This window comes from Pseudacidovorax sp. RU35E, assembly GCF_900156165.1.
Classification (GTDB): Bacteria; Pseudomonadota; Gammaproteobacteria; order Burkholderiales; family Burkholderiaceae_C; genus Xenophilus.
Genome location: NZ_FTMY01000009.1, coordinates 25,481 through 47,874 on the forward strand (window position 1 = coordinate 25,481; position 22,394 = coordinate 47,874).

Here is a 22,394-nt window from a genome sequence, read left to right on the forward strand (position 1 = left end):
GGGTCAGACCATCCGCCGGATCTTCTTGTGCCGCCAGACGGCGCGGTAGTAGGCCGTCTGCATCAACAGCATGGCGCAGAAGCCCAGCGGATAGGCCATCCAGATGCCCTTGAGGCCGAAGCGGTGGCTCATCCACCAGGCGGCGGGCACTTCGACGAAGAGCACGGCGCCGATGGTGATGGCCGTGGGCACCAGCACCGAACCGCTGGCACGCATCACGCCCGCCAGGGCCGAGCCCATGCCGAAGACCACCAGACTCCACAGCATGATGTGCAGCAGCTGCTGCGCCACCTCGATCACGGCCGGGTCGGTGATGAACAGGCCCATCAGTGGCCGGGAGGCCAGGTAGGCCAGCAGCACCAGCCCGCCCGTCAAGGCCAGGTTCATGCCCAGCGCGGTGGCGGTGATCCGGCCCAGTTGGTCGGCCTTGCCCGCGCCGATGGCCTGCGCCCCCAGCACCGAGGCCGTGATGGCGATGGAGATGGCCGGAAACTGCACATAGGCGATCACCTGGTTCACCGCACCGTAGGCCGCCGTGGCGGCCGAGCCGAAGCCGTTGACCAGCGACAGCAGCACCACCGCCGCCAGAGACACCACGATCATCTGCACGCCGGTAGGCACGCCCACCCTGAGCACGGCGCGCAGCAGCTGCCAGTCGATGCGCAGGTGCCGCAGCAGCGCCCGGTTGGGTGCCAGCGGGCTGCCGCGCCGGCGCAGGTGCAGGCCCATCCACAGGCTGGCGAGCACGAAGCCCACCACCGTGGCCCAGGCCGCACTGGCCACGCCGAGCTGCGGCAGGCCGAGCCAGCCGCGGATCAGCGTGGGCGTCAACAGCAGTCCCGTGCTGGTGGAGATGAGCAGTGTGTAGAGCGGCGTGAGCGTGTCGCCCACACCGCGCAGCATGGCGGTGGAAAGCAGGTAGACGAACAGGCCGGGCATGGCGATCAGGATGATGCGGGCATAGGCGGTGGCGTCGGGCAGGATGTCTGGGGGCGTGCCCAGCGCGTGCAGCAGCGGCTGCGTGAACAGCCCCCCGAAGACCGCGACCAGGAGGCCGAAGAGCAGCACCACCGAAAGCGCCGTGCCTGCCACTGCACGTGCCCGCTCGGGCTCGGCCGCGCCCCAGGCCTGGCCGATCAGCACCGAGGCGCCCGAGCCCAGCCCTATCGTGAAGGCGATGAAGAAGAACATCACCGGGAAGAAGCCCGAGACGGCAGCCAGCGCCTGCACGCCGAGCATCTGACCGAGGTAGATGTTGTTGACGGTGCCCGAGGCCGACTGCAGCACGTTGGACAACAGCATCGGCAGCAGGAAGAACAGGAAGGTCTTCCAGAGCGGCCGGGCATCAGGGGCGGCCGTTGCAGCCCCGCGCGCGTGCCCGCTGGCGGGCATGGCGGAAAGGCGCGCTCCCAGTGCGGCCCTGCCACCATCTGCGTTGGTTTCGCGCTCACGAGCGGGAGTGGGCCCGCTCACGCCGTGTGCTCCGGGGCGGCGGCCCAACTGCCGGCCGAGAGGTGCCGCGCATAGCGCGCCACGTCTTCGGGCCAGTCGTGGATCTGTTCGGCGAAACGTGCCGGATCGCCGGCGAAGAGGGCGCGGGCCGCTTCCTCGAAGCCGGGCAGGGCGCTCGCCACGGTGCTCATGAAGCGGTAGGCCGACTCGCGCGACGCCCGGACCGCATCGCGGTCCGCATAGACGCGGCGCGCGTCGTCCACCAGCCGACGCAGCGCCACCGAGGCGCCGCCGGGCTGGCGACTCAGCCATTCCCAATGCCGCGGCAGCAAGGTGACTTCGCGCGCCACGACGCCCAGGCGGGGGCGGCCCACGCCCCGTGCGTGGCGTGAAGCCCCGGCGTGCGGCTCTGGCGGCGCGTCGCCGCACGCGGTGCCGGCTTCGAGCTCGACCCGATCGCCGCTGAGGTCGTCGAAGACCACCGCGGGTGGGTTGTCCTGCCGACGACGCAGTTCGGCCAGCACGACGTCGCGAGGACCTTGGGCGACCTGTTGGTAGCCGACGAAAGCCGTCAGCTGGGGGGCGGTGGGGGCATCCATGATGACGCGAATATTACCCGGCTGAAATGAGGTGCGCAATATGGCCCGGGTAAAATTTACCGGTATTTGTCCTACGCCCGCGGTGGTTGGCGGATGCCGTGGGCTCGTCCGCCTGCCGCTCCATGCACCCGAAGGAGTGTGGGCAGAATGCAGCGCGATGCAAGTGGTGCCCCATGTGACGGTTTGCGAAGGATGCGATGCGGTGTTCCGCGCGCCAAAGCTCCGCTCGCGTGAGATCGCCCACTGCCCACGGTGCGGCACCGAGCTGACCCGTCATGCGGGCCAGCAGCGCGATCGGCTTCTGCCGCTGACGCTCGCCAGCCTCATCCTTTTCGCGATCGCCAATCTCTTTCCCATCGTGGAGATCGAACTCCAGGGGCGCAGCAGCCAGACCACTCTTGCAGGGGCGGTGGTGGTGCTGGCAGGCGAGGGCATGTCGCCGGTGGCACTGCTGGTGCTGGCCACTACGCTGCTGTTTCCGCTCGCGCAGTTGTGCATCCTGCTGTACCTGCAGGTCGCACCGACGGTGTGGCAGGCGGATCGGGAGGCCGATGGTGACGCGGCCACGCCACCAGAGCGGCCACCGGGTTTCGCCGTGCTGGTGAAGGCGCTGCAGTCGCTGCGGCCCTGGGGCATGGTCGAGGTCTTCCTTCTTGGCGTGCTGGTCGCCATCGTCAAGCTCTTCGGCATGGCCACGGTGGTGCTGGGGCCAGCGCTGTGGGCCTTCGTCGGGCTGACGGTGCTGCTGACCACGCTGCTGTCCTTCGACCCGCGCAGCTTCTGGCAGATGGCCTTCGAGCGGGAAGAAGGCGCGAAGGGGGGCGCCGCATGACGAGCCGGACCCGCGCTGTACGCGAACGGCTCTCGCGGCTTGCCAGTCATGCCACGCCGCACCTTCCGGTCGAACAGGGCGGCGGGGCCATCGTCACGGCGCACCATGCGGGCCTGCTCGACTGCCACCGGTGCGCCACGGTGTGGGAGGGCGCGCAGGTCGGCGAGCAGTGTGGGCGCTGTGGCACCCGCCTGCGCGCGCGCAAGCCCGACAGCCTGCGCCGGGCCTGGGCCTACCTGCTCGCTGCCGCGGTGCTCTACCTGCCCGCCAACCTGCTGCCGGTGATGATCACCAAGAGCCTGCTCGGCACGCAGCAGGACACCATCCTCAGCGGGATCATCTTCTTCTGGATTTCCGGCTCCTACGGGCTGGCGGCATTGATCTTCACCGCGAGCTTCCTGGTGCCGCTGTTCAAGCTGGCCGCGCTGGCCGTGCTGGTGGTCACCACGCAGCGGCGCAGCCGCTGGCGTCAGCGCGAGCGGGCCAAGCTCTACCAGGTTCTGGAGTTCATCGGTCGATGGTCGATGCTGGACGTGTTCGTGGTGTCGCTGCTGGCGGGGCTGGTGCGGATCCAGGGTTTTGCGGTGGTGCAGGCTGGCGTGGGGATTGCTGCCTTCGGCGCCGTGGTGGTGCTGACCATGCTGGCCTCGCTGAGCTTCGATCCACGCCTCATCTGGGACGCGGGTGAGCCCGAGCCGGAGGAGTCCGCCGAATCGGCGGATGGCGATCCAACCACGGCCGACTCGAAGGTTGTTGCATGAGCGATGCGCGTCCACGAAGGCCGCATCGCCGCCCGCAGGGGCATAGGAGTGTGAATGAGTGAACCGGGGCCTCATGAAGGCCAGACTTCCGTCCCTGGCGATGCGCCGACAGCGCCGCCGGCGCTTGCACGTCCGCGTGTGGTGCGCCGCCGCGACTGGGTGCCGTCGCTGATCTGGCTGATCCCCATCGTGGCGGCCTTGGTGGGCATCACGCTGGTGGCCAAGGTGCTCTGGAACCGCGGGCCCGAGATCGTGCTCACGTTCAAGACCGCCGAGGGACTCGAAGCGGGCAAGACGGCGGTCAAGTACAAGGACGTGCAGATCGGCACCGTGCAGAGCATCCGCCTGGCGCGCGACCGCTCCCACGTGCGGGTGGCGGTCGAGCTGGACAAGAAGGCGGCCGATGGCTTCACCGCCAAGGACGCGCGCTACTGGGTGGTGCGGCCGCGTTTCGACACCTCGGGCGTCTCGGGCCTGAACACGCTGCTTTCGGGTGCCTACATCGGGGCCGATGCGGGCGCCGAAGAGGAAACGGCGAGCGAATTCGCCGGGCTGGAAGCGCCGCCCATCGTCACCCGTGACGCCAGCGGACGGCAGTTCGCGTTGCACGCGAAGGACGCCGGCTCTCTGGACATCGGCTCGCCGGTGTACTTCCGCCGGGTGCGGGTGGGCCAGGTGGCGTCGGTGGAGCTCGATGGCGACGGGCGCGGCGTGGCGCTGCGGGTGTTCATCGACGCGCCTTACGACCGCTTCGTCGGTGCCAACACGCGCTTCTGGCATGCCAGCGGCCTGCAGGTGCAGGCGGGCGCCAGCGGTTTCCAGGTGCGGACGCAGTCGCTCGCGTCCATCGTGCTGGGTGGCATCGCCTTTGCCGCGCCGGACGACGTGATGGGCCCGAGCGCCGACGAGAACAGCGTCTTCGCGCTTGCCGAGGACGAGACCGCGGCGATGAAGCCGCCGGATGGACCGCCGCAGACACTGCTGATGTACTTCAACCAGTCGCTGCGCGGGCTCTCGCCCGGCGCGCCGGTGGACTTCCGCGGCGTGATCATCGGAGAGGTGAAATCGATCGGCGTGCAGTTCGACCGCAACGAGCGCGAGTTCCTGATGCCGGTGGTGGTCACCGTGTATCCGGACCGCCTGCGCCGCTCCAACACGCTCGAGGGTTCGCAGGCCGCGCCGCCGGTGGAGCCGCGCTTTACCCAGCAGGAACGCACCCGCTTCCTCATCGGCCGCGGGCTGCGCGCCCAACTGCGTACGGGCAACCTGCTGACAGGTCAGCTGTACGTGGCGCTGGATTTCTTCCCCAAGGAGAAGCCGGTCAAGGTCGACACCAACCAGGACCCGATCCAGATCCCCACGGTGGCCGGGAGCTTCGACGAGCTGCAGGAGCAGCTGCAGGAGATCGCGACCAAGGTCAACAAGATCCCGTTCCAGGAAATCGCAGGCGATCTGCGCAAGACCCTTGGCACGCTCGACAGGACGCTCGGCAGCGCCGAGGCCACCGTCACGCGCATCAACAACGACGTGACGCCCGAGATCGCCGCAGCCGTCAAGGACGCGCGCAAGACCATCGACGCCGCGACCCGCACGCTGTCGGAGGACGCACCGGTGCAGCAGGACCTGCGCTCGACGCTGCAGGAGCTGACGCGCGCCGCCGGTTCGGTGCGGGTGCTGACCGACTACCTGGAGCGCCACCCCGAATCGCTGCTGCGCGGCAAACCCGAGGACAAGAAGCGATGAGCCGCTCTGCATCACCACGACGCTTCGGCGTGATCACCGTCATGGCGCTGGCCCTGGGCGCACTGGGGGGCTGTGCCTCCGAGCCCGACCGCTACTACACGCTGGCGGAGCCCGCCACGCCCCAACCTCTGACGGCGCCTCCGGCAGGCGGTACGGCCATCGAGATGGCGCCGCTGGCCGTGCCCGAACGGCTGGCGCGGCCGCAGATGGTGGTCCGCGGTCCTGCCGGCGCCGAGGTGCAGGTGCTGGAGCAAAGCCGCTGGGTGGCCTCTTTCGAGCAGGAATTGCGCGATGCGCTGGCGGCGGGGGTGGCCGCCCGGCTGGGTGCCACCGATGCGACCCGCGGACCGGGCGTTGCCGGTGCGCTGCCATGGCGCATCACCACGCAGGTCCAGCGCTTCGATGCCACGCAGGGTAGGCAGGTCGAGGCGGGGTTGAGCTGGACGGTGCGCCGCGCCGACAGCACGCAGCGCAGCACCTGCGCGTGGCGCGGCAGCGAGCCGGCGCCCGGCGGCATCGACGGTGTGGCGCAGGCGGGGCAGCGCGTCGTGGCGCGGGTGGCTGAGGCCATGGCGCGCCACGTGGCGGCCTTGCAGGCAGGGCAGCCTGCGGCGTGCCCGGCGTCGCAGGGCTGACGGGCTGACCGCGCGGGCGATCAGGTCCTTCCGGCCAGCACCGCCTCACCAAGCGCCTGCACCGACAGGGGGGCGCTGCCTTCGGCCTTGTTGTTGATGGTCACGTAGGCCGCGTGGCCTGCAGCGGTGCTGCCGGCGATCACCCGCGCCAGCAGGCCACGGGTGTGAGGGTCGGGGTCCACCAGCCGGTCGAAGGGCTCGTAGAGGCCCTTCGCCTCCTCGTAGCCGTAGGCGCCGTGCAGGCGGTTGAGGTTCCAGCGGCACACGAGCGGTCCTGGCCACAAGGCGCGCAGCAGCGGCAACTGGTCCTCGATGGGCGGCAGCTTGGGATGCAGGCCCAGGCAGTAGGTGGCGCCATGGGCCTTGAGCACGCGCACGAAGTCGGGCGTCAGGAATTCAGTATTGCGGACCTCCACCGCCACCACGGCGTCCGGTGCCGTCGGCCGCAGCGAGGGCAGGGCGGCCAGCATGGCATCGAGCCGCGCCAGCACCTCGGGCATGTGCGCCAGCATCGTGCCTGGCAGGGGGCTGAGCTGGAAGACCAGCGCGCCCAGCTTGGTGCCCAGGCCCTGCAGGGCCGGCTCCACGAAGTCCTGCACCGCCAGTTGGGGGTTGAGGAACGCGGGGTTGGGGCGTTGACCGCGTCCGTCCTCGGCGCGCACAAGGGCATCGGCGACAGCCGACGGCGCCTTGACCACGAAGCGGAAGTCCTCCGGCACCTGGCTGGCATAGGCTGCGAACTGCGATGCGGTGAGGGCGCGGTAGAAGTTGCGATCCAGGCTCACGGTGCGCAGCAGTGGATGCTGCGCATAGGCCGCGAGGCCGTGGCGCGACAGCACCGAGCCTTCATAGTCGCCGTTCCACACCAAGCCGGCCCACCCGGAGAAGTGCCAGGACGAGCTGCCCAGGCGCAGCAACGGCGGCAGGCGCGCGGCCATTTCGCGCAGGCGCTCCTCGACGGCGGCCGGCTCTACCTTGGGCATGCCGGCCTTGGCACGGCGCTTGGGCGGGGCCGCCTCGTCCGCGGCTGGCGGCGCGGCGGATGACCCCGCGTCGGCTGGTGCCGGGCGTGGGGGTGCGGGTAGGGGAAGGTCGTCGCCGAAAAGTGAGTCCTGCATGCGAAGAGAGAGGGCGAGTGCGAGGCTCGGGCATGGCAGGCGGGACAATCGCCCGCTTCGCCTTTCGAGGTCCGCCATGTACCTGCCCGCCCATTTTGACGCCGAGGATCCCGTGCTTGCCGCGCAGCTGATGCGCGAACATCCTTTCGCCAGCCTCGTGACCAACGACGACGAGCGCTTTCCCTTCGTCACCCACCTGCCGCTGGTGCTGGTGTCGAAGGGGCCGGGTGAGTGGACGCTGCTGGGCCATGTGGCGCGCGCCAACCCGCAGTGGAAGCAGCTGCAGGCGCGGCCCGAGGCGCTGGTCGTCTTCCTGGGACCGCACGGCTATGTCTCGCCGACGGTCTACCCGGACCGCGAGCGGGTGCCGACCTGGAACTATGTCGCCGTCCACTGCCGCGTGCGCGCCACCCTGCTGCCGGAGGCCGGTACCAAGGATGCATTGCTCAAGCAGCTCATCGGCCAGCACGAGCCGCCCTACGCACAGCAATGGCGCGACCTGGGCGAGGACTACCAGCGCCGCATGCTCGCCGGTATCGTCGCATTCGAGCTCAAGGTCGTCGGCTGGCAATGCAAGCTCAAGCTCAACCAGCATCGGCCCGAGGCCCATGCCGGGATGCGGCGGCTGCACGCCGCGCAGGGCGGCGAGGCTGCCGGGCTGGGCACCTGGATGGACCGTGCGGGCGTTGGCGGTTGACGCGCGTGATCCGGTCGTCCCCTTCTTCGTCCAGCGGGCCCGCTGAGCCGCACAGCCAGAGCGATGAAGACCATCGCTGGATGGCCCTGGCGCTCGACGAGGCCCGCGCCGCGGCCGCAGCCGGAGAGGTGCCGGTCGGCGCGGTGCTGGTGCGCGATGGCCGGCTCGTGGCCACGGGCCGCAATGCGCCGGTCGCCACCCACGATCCCAGTGCCCATGCGGAGATGGCGGCGCTGCGGACGGCCGGGCAGGCGCTGGGCAACTACCGGCTGGACGGCTGCACGCTCTACGTGACGCTGGAGCCCTGCGCCATGTGTGCTGGGGCCATGCTGCATGCACGGCTGAGCCGCGTGGTCTTCGGCGCGGCCGATGCGCGCACGGGCGCCGCGGGTTCGGTGCTCGATCTCTTCGGCTTCGGCCAGCTCAACCACCAGACGGCAGTGCAGGGCGGCGTGATGGGCGAGGACTGCGGCGCGCTGCTCCAGGACTTCTTCCGCGCGCGGCGCGCACAGGCCCGGGCGCAGGCGCAGCCGGTGCGCGACGACGCACTGCGCACACCCGAGGGCCGGTTCGATGGCCTCGTCGCCTTCGATGTACCGCTCGCCTTCACCACCGAGCTGCCGGTGCTGGCCGGGTTGCGGATGGCCTACGTCGATGTGGATCGTCTGTCCGCGCAGGGCACAGGATCGGCGCGGCGCGGCATCCTCTGCCTGCACGGGGCTGGCCAATGGGGGCATCTTTTCCGCCACATGCCAGCGCTGCTGCCAGAGCGCCGCCTCTTGATCCCCGACCTGGTTGGCTTCGGCCGAAGCGACAAGCCCAAGAAGGACGGCGCGCACGCGCTCGACTGGCATGCCGAGGTGCTTGCGGATTGGCTGCTCGCCTCTGGCATCAGCGAGTTCGGCCTGATCGTCCATCCCGACATGGCCGCACTGGCCGATCGGGTGGTCGAGCGGGCTGCATCAAAAGGCATGGTGTCCGGCCCCCATCTGGCGCTCCCACAGGCCCTGCTGGCGGTCCGGGGAGCCGAGGCTGAGGAGGCCGCGCGGGCCTGGGCTGCGCCTTTCCCCGACAAGGGCCATGAAGCCGCCCTTCGCGCCTGGCCGGTGCGCCGTCGGCCGGTGCAGGACCTGTCCGCGGACGCGGCCCGTACGCTGGCTGCGCAGTGGCGGACCCTGGAAGAGCCGATGGGATACTCCCCCGGGTGAACAAGAAGCACATCTACATCTACTCCCCCTCCAGCGCCGTGCGCGAGAAGCCGGCCTTCCGCCGTGGCGTGGCCTGGCTGCGCGCGCAGGGCCACGAGGTGGAGATCGACGAAGCGGCTCTCGCGGCCGAGCAGCGCTTCGCGGGCGACGATGCCACCCGCATCGCCGCGATTGCGCGGGCAGCAGCCAGCGGTGCGGATGTGGCGCTGGCCTCGCGCGGCGGCTACGGTCTGACGCGCATCCTGGAAGGGATCCCCTACAAGGCCGTGGCGAAGGCCATCGAGCGCGGTACGGCCTTTGTCGGCATGAGCGACTTCACGGCCTTCCAGCTCGCCATGGTGGCGCGCACGGGTGCAGCCACGTGGTCCGGCCCGACGCTGTGCAGCGACTTCGGTGCCGAGGAGGGCATCGACGACATCACGGCCGCCTGCTTCGACGACCTGCTCGATGGGTACGGCGAGGGCACGGGCTGGCGACTGCCCGCCCGCGACGAGGTGCCGAGCTTCAGGCCGGTGCGTGGCGCCACGCTGTGGGGCGGCAACCTCGCAGTGCTGTGCAGCCTGTTGGGTACGCCCTACTTTCCGCAGGTGGACAAGGGCGTGCTCTTCCTGGAGGACGTGGGCGAGCATCCCTACCGCATCGAGCGCATGCTCGAGCAGTTGCGCCTGGCGGGCGTGCTGGCCCGTCAGAAGGCCGTCGTGCTGGGGCAGTTCACTGGCTACCGCGCTGCACCGCACGACCGGGGCTTCAAGCTGCAGACGGTGGTGGAACGGCTGCGCACCCAGATCAAGGCGCCCGTGCTCACGGGCCTGCCTTTCGGCCATGTGCCCACCAAAGTGCTGCTGCCGGTCGGCGCCAAGGTCGACCTTGCGATCGAGGGCAAGGAAGCCTTCATCGTGTGGGGACACGGCGTTGGCGGCAGCCGCCACCTGCACTCCGGCGACCACGGGCACGGGCATTAAAGCGGCCGCGGCAGTGACGCCCTGCGCCTGCAGGGCCCGCCGGAGACGCCTCAGGAGGCGCGCATCTGAGCGCGCAGGCGCGGGCGGAAGGCTTCGGAGCGGCCGAACAGCGCATTGATCGGTTGCAACTCCTGCCGCGCCCGGGCCTCGCCACAGGCATTCATGAGGGCGGTCAACAGGTCCTGCCGCAGGTACCACAAGGATTCGAGCTCGCTGGCATAGGTCACGCGCTCCGCCAGGGAGCGCCGTTGGCGCAGCAAGCCATGGCGTTCGAGCGCGGCGAGCATGGCGACGCGCACCTGCTGCAGCGTGCGCTCGGCACCCGCGGGCGCGGCATTCCGGGCCGGTGTCCGGAGCCAGCGGGAGATGGCATTCAAGGACTTCATGAGGGGTGGATTCGTCGCCTTGGAATGACCTTACGCAGGGCCGCCGCATCTCGCAACGTAGAAAAAAGTTTCCGCAGTGTTGCGTCTGGTTCTTCGAGGAGGCCATGCATGCGTCTGGCGGGGTGCGGGCGGCGAACCGCTGCGGCATTCCCTCAGATCGCAGGCCGATTGTGGGCAAAGCAACAGGCCACGGAATTGACCTGCATCAAATCGGCGGCCGAACTCGCGCGATTTCTTTGTCTGGAGATAATTGCAGGAAACAATTCGTTGAACATTGGACGATGGCAACCACGGTCGTATTCGCGGACCTGACCGGCAGCACGCGGGTCTTCGAGGCCATGGGCAATGCCCGCGCGACCGATACCGTCACGCGGCTGGTCCAGTGGGTGGGCGATGTGTGCGAAGCCCACGGCGGGCGCGTGATCAAGAAGCTCGGCGACGGGATCTTCGCGCTGTTCCCCGACGGGGCGCTCGCGATCTCCGCCATGCTGGAAATCCAGCGCAGCCACCACAAGCGCCTGCTCAAGTGGCCGGAGGCGTTGCGCATGGATCTTCAGATTGGCATTGCGAGCGGCGAGGTGGTGGAGGTCGACGGCGACTTCTACGGGGACGCAGTGAACGTCGCCTCCCGCCTGAGCGACCTGGCCGGTCCGGGCCAGATCTGGGCCACCGAATCGGTGGTCGACCAGCACCTCGGACCCGAGGTCCGCCACCGCAGCCTGGGCCCCATCGCCATCCGCGGGCGACAGGACACCCCGATCATCCACCGCATCGACTGGCAGGACGAGGTGGTGGACCTGCTGACGCTGCCTGCGGCCCTGTCGACCCTGGCCAAGCCCGGCATCGACACGGCGTTCGGGCAGATCGAACTCTCCTGGTTGGACGTGCATGCCGCCTTCGGCGCGCGCGACCTGCCGATCCACCTCGGCCGCGTGAGTGAGGCCGATTTCGTGGTGAACGACCCGCGCGTGTCGCGCCTGCATGCCCGCATCGAGGCGCGCAACGGCAGCTGCATCCTCACCGACGTGAGCAGCTATGGCACCTGGGTGCGTTTCCGCGACGCGGACGGCAGCAGCAGCGAGGTGGCGCTGCGCCGCGATGAATGCATGCTGCACGGCAGCGGCGAGATCAGCCTGGGGGCACCGCTGTCGGACTTCACGGCGCCGACCATCAGCTTCCACACGGCCGGCGGGCGGGTGCAGCTGGCCATGAAGGCCGAAGCCTCGGAGTGAGCCGTCGCGCCGTCGAGGGCGGTGCCGGTGCGCTCAACGGTCCACCGGGAGGATCAGCGTCTCCTTGACCTCTTCCATCACCACGTAGCTGTGCGACTCGGCCGCCACCGGCAGCTTCTTGAGGATGTTGCCCAGCAGGTGCCGGTATTCGCCCATGCCGCGCAGCCGCGCCTTGACCAGGTAGTCGAAGCCGCCGGACACCAGGTGGCATTCCAGCACCTCGGGCATGTGCAGAAGCTCGTTGCGCACCTTGTCGAACACGTCGGCCGACTTGGATGAGAGCTTGATCTCCACGAACACCAGCAGCATCTTGCCCAGCGCCTCGGGCGCCACGCGGGCGTGATAGCCGCTTATCACACCCGTGCGCTCCATCCGCTTGACCCGCTCGGAGCAGGGCGAGGTCGACAGGCCCACGCGCTGTGCAAGGTCGGTGATGGCGATGCGGCCTTCGCGCTGGAGGATGTCCAGGATCTTGCGGTCGATGCGGTCGAGGGTGGCGAATTCGGGCATGGCGTCGGGCGGCTCAGCGGATGCACAGGGTTGGTCAGCTGATTTTGCTGCGGATCCCCAAAAGAACCGTCAAAGTTTCGGGTCATGCCTGCATAAAGTTCTGGGATCGACTCCACGAGTCTTCTTTTCCAGCGGGATCGGCCATGAAAGTCATTGTTCTCGGCGGCGGCGTGATCGGCACGACCACGGCCTACTACCTGGCCCGCGCGGGCGCGCAGGTGACGGTGCTGGAGCGCCAGCCCGGCGCCGCGCTGGAGACCAGCTTCGGCAATGCCGGCCAGGTCTCGCCGGGCTACTCCACGCCCTGGGCCGCGCCCGGCATCCCGTTCAAGGCGATCAAGTGGATGTTCCAGAAGCATGCGCCGCTCGCCATCCGCGCCGACGGCAGCCTGTTCCAGCTGCGCTGGATGGCCCAGATGCTGCGCAACTGCTCGGCCGAGCGCTATACCGTGAACAAGGAACGCATGATGCGGGTGGCCGAGTACAGCCGCGATTGCCTGCGCAAGCTGCGCGCCGATACGGGCATCGACTACGAACAGCGCACCGGCGGCACGCTGCAGCTGTTCCGCAAGCAGCAGCAGCTGGACGCCGTGCAGCGCGACATCGCCGTGCTGCAGGAGTGCGGCGTGCCCTATGAACTGCTGGACCGCGAAGGGCTGGCCCGCGTCGAGCCGGCGCTGGCTCGCACGGGGGGGGGCCTCGTGGGCGGCCTGCGCCTGCCCAACGACGAGACGGGCGATTGCCATCTCTTTACCACCCGCTTGGCTGAAATGGCCCGTGGCCTGGGCGTGGCATTCCGCTACGGCAGCAACGTACAGGGGCTTGGCACCGACGGCGGCCGCATCAGCGGCGTGCAGGTCGACGGCCAGTGGCTCGAGGCCGATCGTTACGTGCTGGCCTTTGGCAGCTATTCGCGCGCGCTCATGGAGCCCCTGGGGCTCGACCTGCCGGTCTATCCGGTCAAGGGCTACTCGCTGACGGTGCCATTGGTGGACGAATCGCTCGCGCCCCAGTCCACGGTGCTTGACGAGACCTACAAGATCGCCGTGACCCGCTTCGCCGACCGCATCCGCGTGGGCGGCATGGCCGAGCTGTCGGGCTTCGACCTCAGCCTTAGGCCGGCGCGCCGCGCGACGCTGGAAAAGGTGGTGGGCGAACTGTTCCCCGGTGGCGACCTGCCGGCCGCGAGCTTCTGGACCGGGCTGCGCCCGATGACGCCCGACAGCACGCCAATCATCGGCCACACGCGCTGGGGCAACCTGTTCCTCAATACCGGCCATGGCACCCTGGGCTGGACCATGGCCTGCGGCTCGGGCAAGTTGACCGCCGACCTGGTGACCGGCCGGCGGCCCGAGATCAGCACCGACGGGCTGGCGGTGGACCGCTACGCCCGCCCGGGCCAGGGCCTCGATCGGCCGCAGCCCGCAGGCGTGCAGCCTGCCTGAGCGACAGGGCGGCGGCGCAGGCCCGCGCGCCGCCGCATCGGGCGCTCAGTCCATCACGGAGGGCAACCCGCGCCGCTCGACACCAGCAGCTGACGGATCCCGATGGTCTGCGCACTGTCGTCCGGCCCGGCCGTGTTGACGGTGAACGTGCAGCCATAGTTGGTGTTGGCCACCGTGGCCGGCGTGAGCACGTCGTCCCCCGTCGGCTTCACGCCGTCACGCTCCCACTTGATCATGGCGTCGAAGGCGGCCACCTGTTCCGCGACCGTGAAGTCGCAGTGCGTGATGCCGCGGATCGCCCGCTGAACCAGCCAGTTGCCGTTGCCCTTGGCCACCACGCGCTGGCGGTAGATCTGCTCCATGCTGAAGGGCACGAACAGGTCGCCGAGCGTATGCAGCGTGACCACGGGGATCTTGATGTCGCCGTTGTTGCGCGGGATCCAGCGCAGACCGTCGCGCCGCAGGCGGTTGGCGTCCACGTCGGCCGTCAGCTTCTGCACCGAGGCATTGAGCGCGGTCGAGGCCGTGGCATTGCCATCGATCGTGTAGGTGAAGCGGTTCGTATCGGTGACGTTCTTGTTCAGGATGCCGTTGATCGTGCCGTCGCTGCCGAACAGGCCGAGCGGCGCCTGGAACGATCCACCCTGCGTGAGGCCGATGGAGAACAGCGGTCGCTCGCCACCTGTCAGGTTCTTGATGACCGAGGCGTATTGCAGGCCCAGCGGCGAGGTTGGCGTCAGCGTGGTGGCGGTGACCGTCGAGAACAGCTGGCCCAGCACCAGGTTCTGGATGTCGCTCCAGTTGGTCAGCGGGTACTTGGGCACGCTGGCCAGGGCCTGCGCCGTGAGCTGCGCCGCCGAGAAATAGTCGAAGAGTTCGGTGTCGCCCAGCACACCGCACATGGGCACGGCACCGGCGTAGCTCACCTTGTTGCGTGCCGTGGCCTGGGCCTCCGCCTCGATCGCGGCGGCGGTGATGTGGCCGCCCATGGAGTGGCCCGTGATGTAGACACGCGATGGTGCCGCCAGGGTGCGGCCGCGCGCCTGGGCAATGCTGTTGAAGGCCAGCGCCAGGGCGTTGGTGTCTTCCACGCCGGCTCGCACGTCGTAGTAGTTCTTGCTGTAGCTCGAGGCCGCCCAGGCGTAGCCGTTCTGGATCAGGTAACGGCGGATGGACGGGTTGGTCACCGCCAGCGTGTTGCCCGTGCCGGCATAGCCATGGGCATACATCACCAGCTTGCCGTTCCAGTTGGCGGGCACCTCGACGCGATACGCGGCACCGCCCATGACACCGGCCCAGCGGCTGGTGGTGGTGACGTCGACGGTGTCACCGGGCGCGGCGGCCAGCGCGGTGAAGGTGGTGGCCGTGGGCTCGGCCGGGACGAAGCTGTTGCGGCTGTCCTGAGGACGGGTTTCCTCGGGTACGGGTGCAGGCGCGGGCGTCGGCGCAGGGGAAGGGGCCGGCGCCGGGCTCGGCGCGGGGGCTGCGATGGGCGTGAAGGCGACGTTCGAGCCGCCACCCCCGCCGCAAGCGCTCAGGGCGAGAACGGCCGCAGCCGCGATCAGCCGCAGGGGCTGGTTCTGGAACGCATCCATGGGTGTCTCCGTGTTGTCTGGACTGTGCCGCCCTCGAAGCGGCGCGCCAGCCTATCGCGGTGACCGATTTGGTTCCTAGGGATTTCCCCGCGCGGGTGTCAAGTCGGGGACCGGTCCTACATCTGCGGAGTTCTTCACGCCATGGCGAGATGCGAAGCCTGCAGCGGCCGGGCTGCCGGCCTCGACGTGTTCACCCGGGCCGACGGGTGACCTTCACGACCACATCCATGCCAGCATAGGCCTTGGCCTCGCCGAACCAGCTGCCGGCGATGGGCGGCGCCTGGGCGGGATCACGCGCAACCCCGACGCGGATCAGGCGGCTGCTGCCCATCAGGTTGTTGGTGGGGTCGAAGGCGATCCAGCCTGCGCCCGGGAGGTAGGCCTGCAGCCAGGCGTGGGTGCTGCCCGCGCCGACGATGCGCTCGGCGGGTTCTTCTCCATCCTCCTGCGCATCGTTGCCTTCGTCGAGCATGGGGTCGTACAGATAGCCCGAGACGAAGCGCGTGGCGATGCCGAGGCGTCGGGCGGCTTCCATCATCAGCAGCGAATAGTCGCGGCAACTGCCGCCGCCGATGGCCAGCGTCTCCAGGGGGGTCTGGGTGCCTTCTTCCTCGCGCGCGTGGTAGGCCAGGCTCTGGTTGATGTGGGCATTCATCCGCGTGAGCGTCTCGCGCGTGCTGTTGGGCGCGTCGGTGTGCAGGAACTGGTGGGCCCAGCGGATGAGCGTGCCGTCCGGGTCGTCATGATGGGGGCGCAGGTAGTGCTCGAGGTCCAGTCGTTCCTGCAGCGAATAGGCGAAGGGCAGGAACTCGGCTGCGGGGTCGAGCTGCAGTTCGTCTTCCAGCGCAGGCACATGCTCGATGGTGAAGGCGCAGACGATGGTGAGTTCCGCCGCCGGCTCCTTGGGCTGGACCAGGGCGACCGAGTTCGAGTGCGGGTCCTGGATGAGCCGCACGTGTGCTTCCGGGCTGACCTGCAGGTCGGTGGCCAGCACGCGAAGATCGTGGCTGTCGCGTGGACGGAACATCACCCGGTGCAGGCCGAAGTTCACCGCCTCGTGGTAGCGATAGGTGGTGGTGTGGAGGATGTCGTAGCAGGTCGCCATGGGCGGATGGTAGGCAGGCGGAATGAAGAACGAGTGGATGGCCGGGAGGCGCGTGGGGCGAGGCCGGTATGGAACAGGCGCAGTCTGACCGGGTGGGGACAGTGGACGCGTGCGTCCGGGGCTCAGCGCCAGAGGCGGCGGGTGTCCATCGCGCGAGCCTGGGCTGCCGGCACGGGGAGCGGTTCGCCGTGCCAGCGGGCGGCCAGCAGTTCGGCGCAGAGCGCAGCAAAGCTCAGGCCGCGCGACCCCAGCGCCGTGCACACCCAGGGGCCGGCCGGGGCGTCGGGATCGATCGGACCGACCAGCGGACGGCGGTCGGCAGAGGCGCAACGCACGCCCGCCCAGTCGTGCACCGGGGATTGCGCCGCGAGCATCTTCGTGGCGAGCGACGGGTGAAGACGCGCAAGGCGCGCGAGGTTGTGCGCGCGGTCGGCGGGTCGCGCGTCGGTACCGGTGTCGCCCGGCTCGTAGGTCGAGCCGCTCATCCACAGCCGCGGTACCGCCGAATCTTCGGCGATGGACAGCGATGCCCCGCCGTTGTCGGCCGGGACCTGGGCGATGAGGTGTCCATCGCCGTTGACCGGGATGGACGCCACGGCGGCGCCGATGTCTGCACTCAGCTCGCCCCAGACGATCTGGCCGCGCACCGGTTGCAACGGCAGGGCGGGCGCGAAGCGCCGTGTGCCGGGGCCGGCGGCGAAGACAACGCGGTCGGCCTGTGCAAGCACCTGGCCATCGCCGTCGCGGAGCAACCACCCGTTCTGCTGGGCAGGCCCGACGGCAGCCACCTCGGCACCGCCGCGAAATGCGATGTCCGGATGAGCCAGCCAAGCTGCCACCAGGCGGTGCGGCTTCACCCACCCGGCACGGGCATGGAAGAGCGCGGGCGTGTCCTCCGGCAGGCCTGCACGGCCGAGCGGGTCGGCCGTCGCGATGGTGGTCTCGTTCCAGTGGCCGCTCTGCCCCCATTCCGGCGGCAGGCGCAGGGACGTGACATCGCGGCGCTCCACCGCGCCAGTGGCCGCCCAGTCGGTGCCTTCGGTCAGGCCCAGCGTGGTCAGCTGCGCCCATGTCGCGCGGATGCCAGCGCGGGTCAGGCGCGAGAGCAGCGCGTCGTCGGGCGAGACATGCGGGGCCATCAGCCCGAACGGCAGCGCTGAGGCGCCGGCGGCCGGGTGGGGGGCGGCATCCAGCACGGTCACCCGCCAGCCGCGACGCGCGAGCGCATGGGCCACTGCCGCACCGGCCAGGCCCGCGCCGACCACGGCGCAGTGCCCGGGTGAGAGCACGCGCTCGGCGTCTTCGACCTGAGGCCTGCGTCGCACCGGCCAGGCGGGCGCGTACCGGCCGCGCAGGCAGTCGCGCTTGGGCGGCAGGCCGGGCGCCTTCTCCACCACGAAGCCCAGGGGCGCCAGGGCATCGCGCACGGCGCGCGCCACGGTCCAGGTGGCCACGGCAGTGCCGGACCGGCAGAAGCGCGCCACGGTCTTGAACACCTCGGGCGACCACATGTCGGCATTCACGCCGGGGCTGAAGCCGTCGAGGAACAGGCTGTCCGCCTCGAAGGGCTGATGCGCCCGCAACATGGACCGCGCATCGCCGATGCACAGCGTCAGCAGCACGCGGCCGTTCTCGAAAGCCAGGCGGTGGAAGCCCGGCAACAGGCCATGCCACTGGGCCGCGAGTTGCTCGCCCAGTGCAAGAAGTTCGGGGTAGGGCGCCACCGCACGGCGGATGTCCGCAGCCGAGACCGGATAGGCCTCGACCGAGACGAAATGCAGGATCTGCGGGCGCTGGGCATCCTCGCGCCAGGCATGCCAGGTGGCCAGGAAATTGAGGCCGAGGCCGAAGCCCGTCTCCAGCACGCGCCACTGCGGCGCATCGGCCCAGGCGCCAGGCAGGCCACAGCCGCCCAGGAACACGTGGCGTGCCTGGGCCAAGGCGCCGGTGATGGAGTGGTAGACGTCCTGGAAACGAGGGCTGAAGGGCTGGCCTTCATCGTTCCAGATGAGGATGTGGCTCATGTCGAAGACCGGCCGCGCATCGCAGGCGCAGCCGGGAAGCCGCGGGCTGGGCGCGGTGGTCAGGCCGCCGGCGGGGGCACGTAGCCCTGGGCAGCGTCGGCGCCGTCGCCGAAGAAATGCTTTTCCATCTGGCGCGCCAGGTACTGGCGGGCGCGGGCATCGGCCAGGTTCAGTCGGTTCTCGTTGACCAGCATGGTCTGGTGCTTGAGCCAGGCGGCCCAGGCTTCCTTGCTGACGTTCTCCCAGATGCGCTTGCCGAGTTCGCCAGGGTAGGGCGGGAAGTCGAGGCCCTCGGCTTCCTTGCCGAGCTTGATGCATTGAACCATGCGTGCCATGGGGGGCTTTCTTGTGTAGAGAGAGAGACGGTGGGAGGGGTGCGGTGCGAGCAGGGACGACCGGCTTAGCTGATTTCGCTATTTAGAACTGAGAACTCCGTCGTTCCCCTTTCCTTATGCGATATCCAGAATTCAAGTCATCGACCTTATGCACAACAAGGCATGAACATGAATTTCCGCCGTGACTTTATCAAGCTTTCCCTCGCCGCCGGCGCTGTCGCAGCCTTGTCCCTGCCGGCCTGGGCGCAGACCGTGACGCTGCTCAACGTGTCGTACGACCCGACGCGCGAGCTGTATGTGGACTACAACAAGGCCTTCGCCAAGTACTGGAAGGGCAAGACCGGCCAGGACGTGGTGGTCAAGCAGTCGCACGGCGGATCGGGCAAGCAGGCCCGCTCGATCATCGACGGCATCGACGCCGACGTGGCGACGCTGGCCCTGGGCGGCGACATCGACGCGCTGGTCGAGCATGGCGGCCTGGTCAAGGCCGACTGGCAAAAGCGCCTGCCGCACAACTCGGCGCCCTACAACTCGACCATCGTCTTCCTGGTGAAGAAGGGCAACCCCAAGGGCCTCAAGGACTGGGACGACCTGGTCAAGCCCGGCGTGCAGGTGATCACGCCCAACCCCAAGACCTCGGGCGGCGCCCGCTGGAACTACCTCGCGGCCTGGGAATATGCCAAGCGCAAGTACGGCAGCGACGCCAAGGCCAAGGAATACATCGGCAATCTGTTCAAGAACGTGCCGGTGCTCGACACGGGCGCGCGCGGCGCCACCATCACCTTCGTGCAGCGCGGCGTGGGTGACGTGCTGCTGGCCTGGGAGAACGAGGCCTTCCTGGCCGTGAAGGAGTTCGGCCCGGACAAGTTCGACATCGTGGTGCCGTCCATCTCTATCCTGGCCGAGCCCTCGGTGGCCGTGGTCGACAAGGTGGTCGACCGCAAGGGCACCCGTGCCGTGGCCGAGGAATACCTCAAGTACCTGTACTCGGACGAAGGCCAGGACATCGCCGGCCGCAACTACTACCGTCCCACGGGCGACAAGGCCAAGGCGAAGTACGCCGCGCAGTTCCCCAAGCTGGCGCTGTTCACCATCGACGAGGCCTTCGGCGGCTGGGCTAAGGCCGACAAGGCGCACTTTGCGGACGGCGGCTCCTTCGACCAGATATACACCAACAAGCAGAAGTGAGACGCTGCGTGGCAGGGGGCGCCCCACGCCCTGCCACGGACTGCGTCGCCGCGATGCAGGGTGGGCGGATTCACCCACCGCGTCAGGGACAAGGCGGGCACACGGCCAGTCGCGCAGAATAGGCGCCCCGCCTTCCGGGCGGCCCTTTTGTCACTGCCGCGCCCACGCCTATGTCCGCCTTTCCCATCGATGAAATCGTCTCGTCCCTGCGCCAGGTGCGCAACGATTGGCGCCACGCCCAGCAGCGTGTGGCTGGCGGCGAGCGGCAACTGCCCTCGCGTGCCGCCGTGGACGAAGTGGTCGAGAGCCTGATCGGCGCGCTCTTTCCCATGCGACTGGGCCCCGCCCACCTGCGCGAGGAGGGCGAGGACTTCTACGTTGCGCACACCATCGATCAGGCGCTGCGCCAACTGCAGGAGCAGGCCGTGCAGGAACTTCGGCATGTGCGCCGCCTCGATGCCGTGACCCCTGCCGAACTGCGCGCCGACGCCGGGCAGCGCACCCGCGAATTTGCGCTGCAGTTGCCCGCGATCCGCGCGTTGCTCGACACCGACGTCATGGCCGCCTACCAGGGCGACCCGGCCGCGCAGAGCGTCGACGAGGTGCTGCTGTGCTATCCGGGCGTGACGGCCATGATCCACCACCGCATCGCGCATCCGCTCTACCGGCTGGGGCTGTCGCTGCTGGCGCGCATGGTGGCCGAGCGCGCCCATGCGCAGACGGGCATCGACATCCATCCAGGTGCGACCATCGGCGCCGGCTTCTTCATGGACCACGGCACCGGCATCGTGATCGGTGAGACGGCCGTGATCGGCCAGCATGTGCGGCTGTACCAGCAGGTCACGCTGGGGGCCAAGCGCTTCCCCACCGACGAGAACGGCCATCCGCAGAAGGGTCTGCCGCGTCACCCCGTGGTGGAGGACGACGTGGTGATCTACGCCGGCGCCACCATCCTGGGGCGCGTAACCATCGGCAAGGGCGCCACCATCGGCGGCAATGTGTGGGTGACGGACGACGTGTTGCCAGGCGCCTCTGTCACGCAGGCCAGCCTGCAGAAGAACCGCGGCTCACGGCCGGGTGACTGCTGAGCGTGATGCGATGGGCCGTCCCGATCGTGGGGCGGTGGATGTAAGCGGCGGTGCTTGCGACGGCGACTGACAGACATGCCGACCACGCTCGCCCAGCATCGAGGCTTTTCGTGTCCATCCCGCAAGAGGAGCGTCTTCGATGAGCCAATATCGCATCGCCGTCCTGGTCGGCAGCATCCGCCAGGATTCCCTCAACCGCAAGCTGGCCCTGGCGCTGGCGGCGCTGGCGCCGGAGGACTTCACCTTCGAGCACCTGCGCATCGACAACCTGCCGCTCTATAACCAGGACTTCGACGGCAAGCAGCCGGCCGAGGTGCAGCAGCTCAAGACCGAGATCGCCCGCGCCCAGGGCCTGCTGATCGTCACGCCCGAGTACAACCGTTCGATTCCCGGCGTGCTGAAGAACGCGCTGGACCACGGCTCCCGGCCCTACGGCCAGAACGCCTGGGGCGGCAAGCCGGCCGGGGTGATCGGCATCTCGCCGGGCGCCATCGGCACGGCGCTGGCGCAACAGCACCTGCGCAACGTGCTGGCCTACCTCGACGTGCCGACGCTGGGTCAGCCCGAGGCCTTCATCCAGAACAAGGACGACCTGTTCGACGAGAAGGGCCACATCGGCAACGAGGGGACGCGCAAGTTCTTGCAGGGATGGATGGACAAGTACGTTGCGTGGGTCAAGCGACACGCGAGCGTTTGAACCGTCCTTCGCGCGTAAGGCTGCAAACCGCTCACCCGCGCTGGCCCTGGCAGCCCTGCCACGCAAGGCCAGCCAAGACTCAACGATGCTGCGGCTGCCTTCAGGCGGCGACGGCGGCTTCGGCAGCCTTGGGGATCGCGGCCCGGGCGGCTTCCAGCGCCGCAGCACGTGCCGACTCGCCCATGGCCAGACCTTCGGCACGCACGAAGCGCACGTCGGTGATGCCAAAGAACCCGAAGACCACCTTCAGGTAGCTTTCCTGGTGCTCGGCGGCCTGACCTGCCTCGGAGGTGGAGTACTGCCCGCCACGGGTGGACACCACGATCACGGTCTTGCCGGTGGCCAGGCCTTGCGGACCCTTTTCGGTGTACTTGAAGGTGCGGCCGGGCTGGGCCAGGCGGTCGATCCAGGCCTTGAGCTGGCTGGGGATCGAGAAGTTGTACAGGGGGGCACCCACGACGATCACGTCGGCGGCCAGGAACTGGCGGACCAGCGCTTCGGAGACGGCGTTCTCCTGCTTCTGGGCGTCGGTGGTGGCTTCGGCCCCCACCTTCACACCCAGAGCGTCCGGGCCGAAGTGGGCGGGGGCGTTGGCCACCACGTCCAGATAGTCCACCTCAGTGCCGGGATGGGCGGCCACCCAGTCGCGGACCACTTCGGCCGTGAGCAGACGGGAGACGGAATTGGCGCCAAGTACGCTGGAATCGATGTGCAGCAGTTTCATGTTCTTCACTCCTGAAAGAGGCAGGCCCGACGGAATTCGGGCACGCGAGAAGTCTAAA

Annotated in this window: 22 protein-coding genes; 12 read left to right on the top strand and 10 right to left on the bottom strand. The window is 69.0% G+C overall.

Translation table 11 applies throughout. The features are described 5' to 3' along the window. Positions 1–3: 3 nt before the first annotated feature. On the bottom strand, positions 4–1,392 hold the full coding sequence (locus BXA03_RS16805) for an MATE family efflux transporter (RefSeq protein WP_076509945.1): 1,389 nt from the start codon (positions 1,390–1,392) through the stop codon (positions 4–6). A 77-nt stretch (positions 1,393–1,469) separates the two neighbouring features. Further along, entirely contained in the window at positions 1,470–2,051 is a 582-nt protein-coding gene (locus BXA03_RS16810; RefSeq protein WP_076509947.1) for a DUF2239 family protein, read from the bottom strand. 157 nt (positions 2,052–2,208) lie between these two features. On the opposite strand from BXA03_RS16810, the gene BXA03_RS16815 reads away from it, so the two are divergent. Genes BXA03_RS16815 through BXA03_RS16830 form a run of 4 tightly spaced genes read left to right on the top strand, consistent with a single transcriptional unit; the run spans position 2,209 to position 6,022 of the window. Beyond that, positions 2,209–2,883 (top strand): paraquat-inducible protein A, encoded by a 675-nt coding sequence (locus BXA03_RS16815; protein ID WP_076509949.1) that lies wholly within the window; start codon positions 2,209–2,211, stop codon positions 2,881–2,883. Continuing rightward, a complete protein-coding gene (locus tag BXA03_RS16820; RefSeq protein ID WP_083716137.1) occupies positions 2,880–3,644 on the top strand; it encodes a paraquat-inducible protein A in 765 nt (254 codons plus the stop codon). The genes BXA03_RS16815 and BXA03_RS16820 overlap by 4 nt, the downstream gene beginning before the upstream one ends. A gap of 54 nt (positions 3,645–3,698) precedes the next feature. After that, complete coding sequence (locus tag BXA03_RS16825; RefSeq protein WP_083716138.1) at positions 3,699–5,387, top strand: PqiB family protein; 1,689 nt, start codon at positions 3,699–3,701, stop codon at positions 5,385–5,387. Beyond that, a complete protein-coding gene (locus tag BXA03_RS16830) occupies positions 5,384–6,022 on the top strand; it encodes a PqiC family protein (RefSeq protein ID WP_083716139.1) in 639 nt (212 codons plus the stop codon). Before BXA03_RS16825 ends, BXA03_RS16830 begins: the two co-directional genes overlap by 4 nt. A gap of 20 nt (positions 6,023–6,042) precedes the next feature. On the opposite strand, the gene BXA03_RS16835 is transcribed toward BXA03_RS16830, so the two are convergent. Then, on the bottom strand, positions 6,043–7,005 hold the full coding sequence (locus BXA03_RS16835; protein ID WP_369822436.1) for a DUF72 domain-containing protein: 963 nt from the start codon (positions 7,003–7,005) through the stop codon (positions 6,043–6,045). 211 nt (positions 7,006–7,216) lie between these two features. On the opposite strand from BXA03_RS16835, the gene BXA03_RS16840 reads away from it, so the two are divergent. The 3 genes from BXA03_RS16840 to BXA03_RS16850 are packed head-to-tail and all read left to right on the top strand — an operon-like array spanning position 7,217 to position 10,007. Further along, positions 7,217–7,837 carry an FMN-binding negative transcriptional regulator gene (locus BXA03_RS16840; RefSeq protein ID WP_076509955.1) on the top strand — a complete coding sequence of 207 codons (621 nt, stop codon included), beginning with the start codon at positions 7,217–7,219 and terminating at the stop codon, positions 7,835–7,837. 5 nt (positions 7,838–7,842) lie between these two features. Continuing rightward, the gene (gene tadA / locus BXA03_RS16845) at positions 7,843–9,045 is read left to right on the top strand and encodes a tRNA adenosine(34) deaminase TadA (protein ID WP_255377190.1); all 1,203 of its coding nucleotides are present in this window, start codon (positions 7,843–7,845) and stop codon (positions 9,043–9,045) included. After that, positions 9,042–10,007, top strand: a complete 966-nt coding sequence (locus BXA03_RS16850) for an LD-carboxypeptidase (RefSeq protein ID WP_234983720.1) — start codon at positions 9,042–9,044, stop codon at positions 10,005–10,007. Before tadA ends, BXA03_RS16850 begins: the two co-directional genes overlap by 4 nt. A gap of 50 nt (positions 10,008–10,057) precedes the next feature. Here BXA03_RS16850 and BXA03_RS16855 read toward each other — a convergent pair whose 3' ends face one another. After that, on the bottom strand, positions 10,058–10,393 hold the full coding sequence (locus tag BXA03_RS16855; protein ID WP_076509960.1) for a hypothetical protein: 336 nt from the start codon (positions 10,391–10,393) through the stop codon (positions 10,058–10,060). A 281-nt stretch (positions 10,394–10,674) separates the two neighbouring features. Between BXA03_RS16855 and BXA03_RS16860 the strand changes: the two genes are divergently transcribed. After that, positions 10,675–11,625 (top strand): adenylate/guanylate cyclase domain-containing protein, encoded by a 951-nt coding sequence (locus tag BXA03_RS16860; RefSeq protein ID WP_076509962.1) that lies wholly within the window; start codon positions 10,675–10,677, stop codon positions 11,623–11,625. A gap of 33 nt (positions 11,626–11,658) precedes the next feature. On the opposite strand, the gene BXA03_RS16865 is transcribed toward BXA03_RS16860, so the two are convergent. After that, entirely contained in the window at positions 11,659–12,135 is a 477-nt protein-coding gene (locus BXA03_RS16865; RefSeq protein ID WP_076509964.1) for a winged helix-turn-helix transcriptional regulator, read from the bottom strand. A gap of 20 nt (positions 12,136–12,155) precedes the next feature. Between BXA03_RS16865 and BXA03_RS16870 the strand changes: the two genes are divergently transcribed. Continuing rightward, the gene (locus BXA03_RS16870) at positions 12,156–13,580 is read left to right on the top strand and encodes a D-amino acid dehydrogenase (RefSeq protein WP_369822437.1); all 1,425 of its coding nucleotides are present in this window, start codon (positions 12,156–12,158) and stop codon (positions 13,578–13,580) included. Positions 13,581–13,633: 53 nt separating this feature from the next. On the opposite strand, the gene BXA03_RS16875 is transcribed toward BXA03_RS16870, so the two are convergent. From BXA03_RS16875 to BXA03_RS16890, 4 genes are all read right to left on the bottom strand, one after another. Then, complete coding sequence (locus BXA03_RS16875) at positions 13,634–15,175, bottom strand: alpha/beta hydrolase family protein (RefSeq protein ID WP_076509968.1); 1,542 nt, start codon at positions 15,173–15,175, stop codon at positions 13,634–13,636. 190 nt (positions 15,176–15,365) lie between these two features. Next, positions 15,366–16,280, bottom strand: a complete 915-nt coding sequence (locus BXA03_RS16880) for a transglutaminase family protein (protein WP_076509970.1) — start codon at positions 16,278–16,280, stop codon at positions 15,366–15,368. A 122-nt stretch (positions 16,281–16,402) separates the two neighbouring features. Next, on the bottom strand, positions 16,403–18,304 hold the full coding sequence (gene mnmC / locus BXA03_RS16885; protein ID WP_076509972.1) for a bifunctional tRNA (5-methylaminomethyl-2-thiouridine)(34)-methyltransferase MnmC2/FAD-dependent 5-carboxymethylaminomethyl-2-thiouridine(34) oxidoreductase MnmC1: 1,902 nt from the start codon (positions 18,302–18,304) through the stop codon (positions 16,403–16,405). A gap of 59 nt (positions 18,305–18,363) precedes the next feature. Beyond that, positions 18,364–18,639, bottom strand: coding sequence for an oxidative damage protection protein (locus BXA03_RS16890; RefSeq protein WP_058643489.1), 276 nt, complete (start codon positions 18,637–18,639; stop codon positions 18,364–18,366). A 168-nt stretch (positions 18,640–18,807) separates the two neighbouring features. Here BXA03_RS16890 and BXA03_RS16895 point away from each other — a divergent pair, with 168 nt between their 5' ends. From BXA03_RS16895 to BXA03_RS16905, 3 genes are all read left to right on the top strand, one after another. Then, a complete protein-coding gene (locus tag BXA03_RS16895; RefSeq protein WP_076509974.1) occupies positions 18,808–19,827 on the top strand; it encodes a sulfate ABC transporter substrate-binding protein in 1,020 nt (339 codons plus the stop codon). Positions 19,828–19,997: 170 nt separating this feature from the next. Next, positions 19,998–20,915 carry a serine O-acetyltransferase EpsC gene (gene epsC / locus BXA03_RS16900; RefSeq protein ID WP_076509976.1) on the top strand — a complete coding sequence of 306 codons (918 nt, stop codon included), beginning with the start codon at positions 19,998–20,000 and terminating at the stop codon, positions 20,913–20,915. Positions 20,916–21,054: 139 nt separating this feature from the next. Beyond that, positions 21,055–21,612: an NADPH-dependent FMN reductase gene (locus tag BXA03_RS16905; protein WP_076509978.1), complete on the top strand. Its 558-nt coding sequence runs from the start codon at positions 21,055–21,057 to the stop codon at positions 21,610–21,612. Between the two features lie 100 nt (positions 21,613–21,712). Here BXA03_RS16905 and BXA03_RS16910 read toward each other — a convergent pair whose 3' ends face one another. Further along, positions 21,713–22,336, bottom strand: a complete 624-nt coding sequence (locus BXA03_RS16910) for an FMN-dependent NADH-azoreductase (protein WP_076509979.1) — start codon at positions 22,334–22,336, stop codon at positions 21,713–21,715. Positions 22,337–22,394 lie beyond the last annotated feature (58 nt).

What these genes read in the sequence shown, in the direction of transcription:
- BXA03_RS16805 (WP_076509945.1), bottom strand. Translation starts at nt 1,392, where the DNA reads ATGCCCGCCAGCGGGCACGCGCGCGGGGCTGCAACGGCCGCCCCTGAT.
- BXA03_RS16820 (WP_083716137.1), top strand. Translation starts at nt 2,880, where the DNA reads ATGACGAGCCGGACCCGCGCTGTACGCGAACGGCTCTCGCGGCTTGCC.
- BXA03_RS16905 (WP_076509978.1), top strand. Translation starts at nt 21,055, where the DNA reads ATGAGCCAATATCGCATCGCCGTCCTGGTCGGCAGCATCCGCCAGGAT.
- BXA03_RS16855 (WP_076509960.1), bottom strand. Translation starts at nt 10,393, where the DNA reads ATGAAGTCCTTGAATGCCATCTCCCGCTGGCTCCGGACACCGGCCCGG.
- BXA03_RS16870 (WP_369822437.1), top strand. Translation starts at nt 12,156, where the DNA reads ATGCACAGGGTTGGTCAGCTGATTTTGCTGCGGATCCCCAAAAGAACC.
- BXA03_RS16815 (WP_076509949.1), top strand. Translation starts at nt 2,209, where the DNA reads ATGCAAGTGGTGCCCCATGTGACGGTTTGCGAAGGATGCGATGCGGTG.
- BXA03_RS16825 (WP_083716138.1), top strand. Translation starts at nt 3,699, where the DNA reads ATGAGTGAACCGGGGCCTCATGAAGGCCAGACTTCCGTCCCTGGCGAT.
- BXA03_RS16810 (WP_076509947.1), bottom strand. Translation starts at nt 2,051, where the DNA reads ATGGATGCCCCCACCGCCCCCCAGCTGACGGCTTTCGTCGGCTACCAA.
- BXA03_RS16875 (WP_076509968.1), bottom strand. Translation starts at nt 15,175, where the DNA reads ATGGATGCGTTCCAGAACCAGCCCCTGCGGCTGATCGCGGCTGCGGCC.
- BXA03_RS16830 (WP_083716139.1), top strand. Translation starts at nt 5,384, where the DNA reads ATGAGCCGCTCTGCATCACCACGACGCTTCGGCGTGATCACCGTCATG.
- BXA03_RS16840 (WP_076509955.1), top strand. Translation starts at nt 7,217, where the DNA reads ATGTACCTGCCCGCCCATTTTGACGCCGAGGATCCCGTGCTTGCCGCG.
- BXA03_RS16860 (WP_076509962.1), top strand. Translation starts at nt 10,675, where the DNA reads ATGGCAACCACGGTCGTATTCGCGGACCTGACCGGCAGCACGCGGGTC.
- BXA03_RS16895 (WP_076509974.1), top strand. Translation starts at nt 18,808, where the DNA reads ATGAATTTCCGCCGTGACTTTATCAAGCTTTCCCTCGCCGCCGGCGCT.
- epsC (WP_076509976.1), top strand. Translation starts at nt 19,998, where the DNA reads ATGTCCGCCTTTCCCATCGATGAAATCGTCTCGTCCCTGCGCCAGGTG.
- BXA03_RS16880 (WP_076509970.1), bottom strand. Translation starts at nt 16,280, where the DNA reads ATGGCGACCTGCTACGACATCCTCCACACCACCACCTATCGCTACCAC.
- BXA03_RS16835 (WP_369822436.1), bottom strand. Translation starts at nt 7,005, where the DNA reads ATGCCCAAGGTAGAGCCGGCCGCCGTCGAGGAGCGCCTGCGCGAAATG.
- mnmC (WP_076509972.1), bottom strand. Translation starts at nt 18,304, where the DNA reads ATGAGCCACATCCTCATCTGGAACGATGAAGGCCAGCCCTTCAGCCCT.
- BXA03_RS16890 (WP_058643489.1), bottom strand. Translation starts at nt 18,639, where the DNA reads ATGGCACGCATGGTTCAATGCATCAAGCTCGGCAAGGAAGCCGAGGGC.
- BXA03_RS16910 (WP_076509979.1), bottom strand. Translation starts at nt 22,336, where the DNA reads ATGAAACTGCTGCACATCGATTCCAGCGTACTTGGCGCCAATTCCGTC.
- BXA03_RS16865 (WP_076509964.1), bottom strand. Translation starts at nt 12,135, where the DNA reads ATGCCCGAATTCGCCACCCTCGACCGCATCGACCGCAAGATCCTGGAC.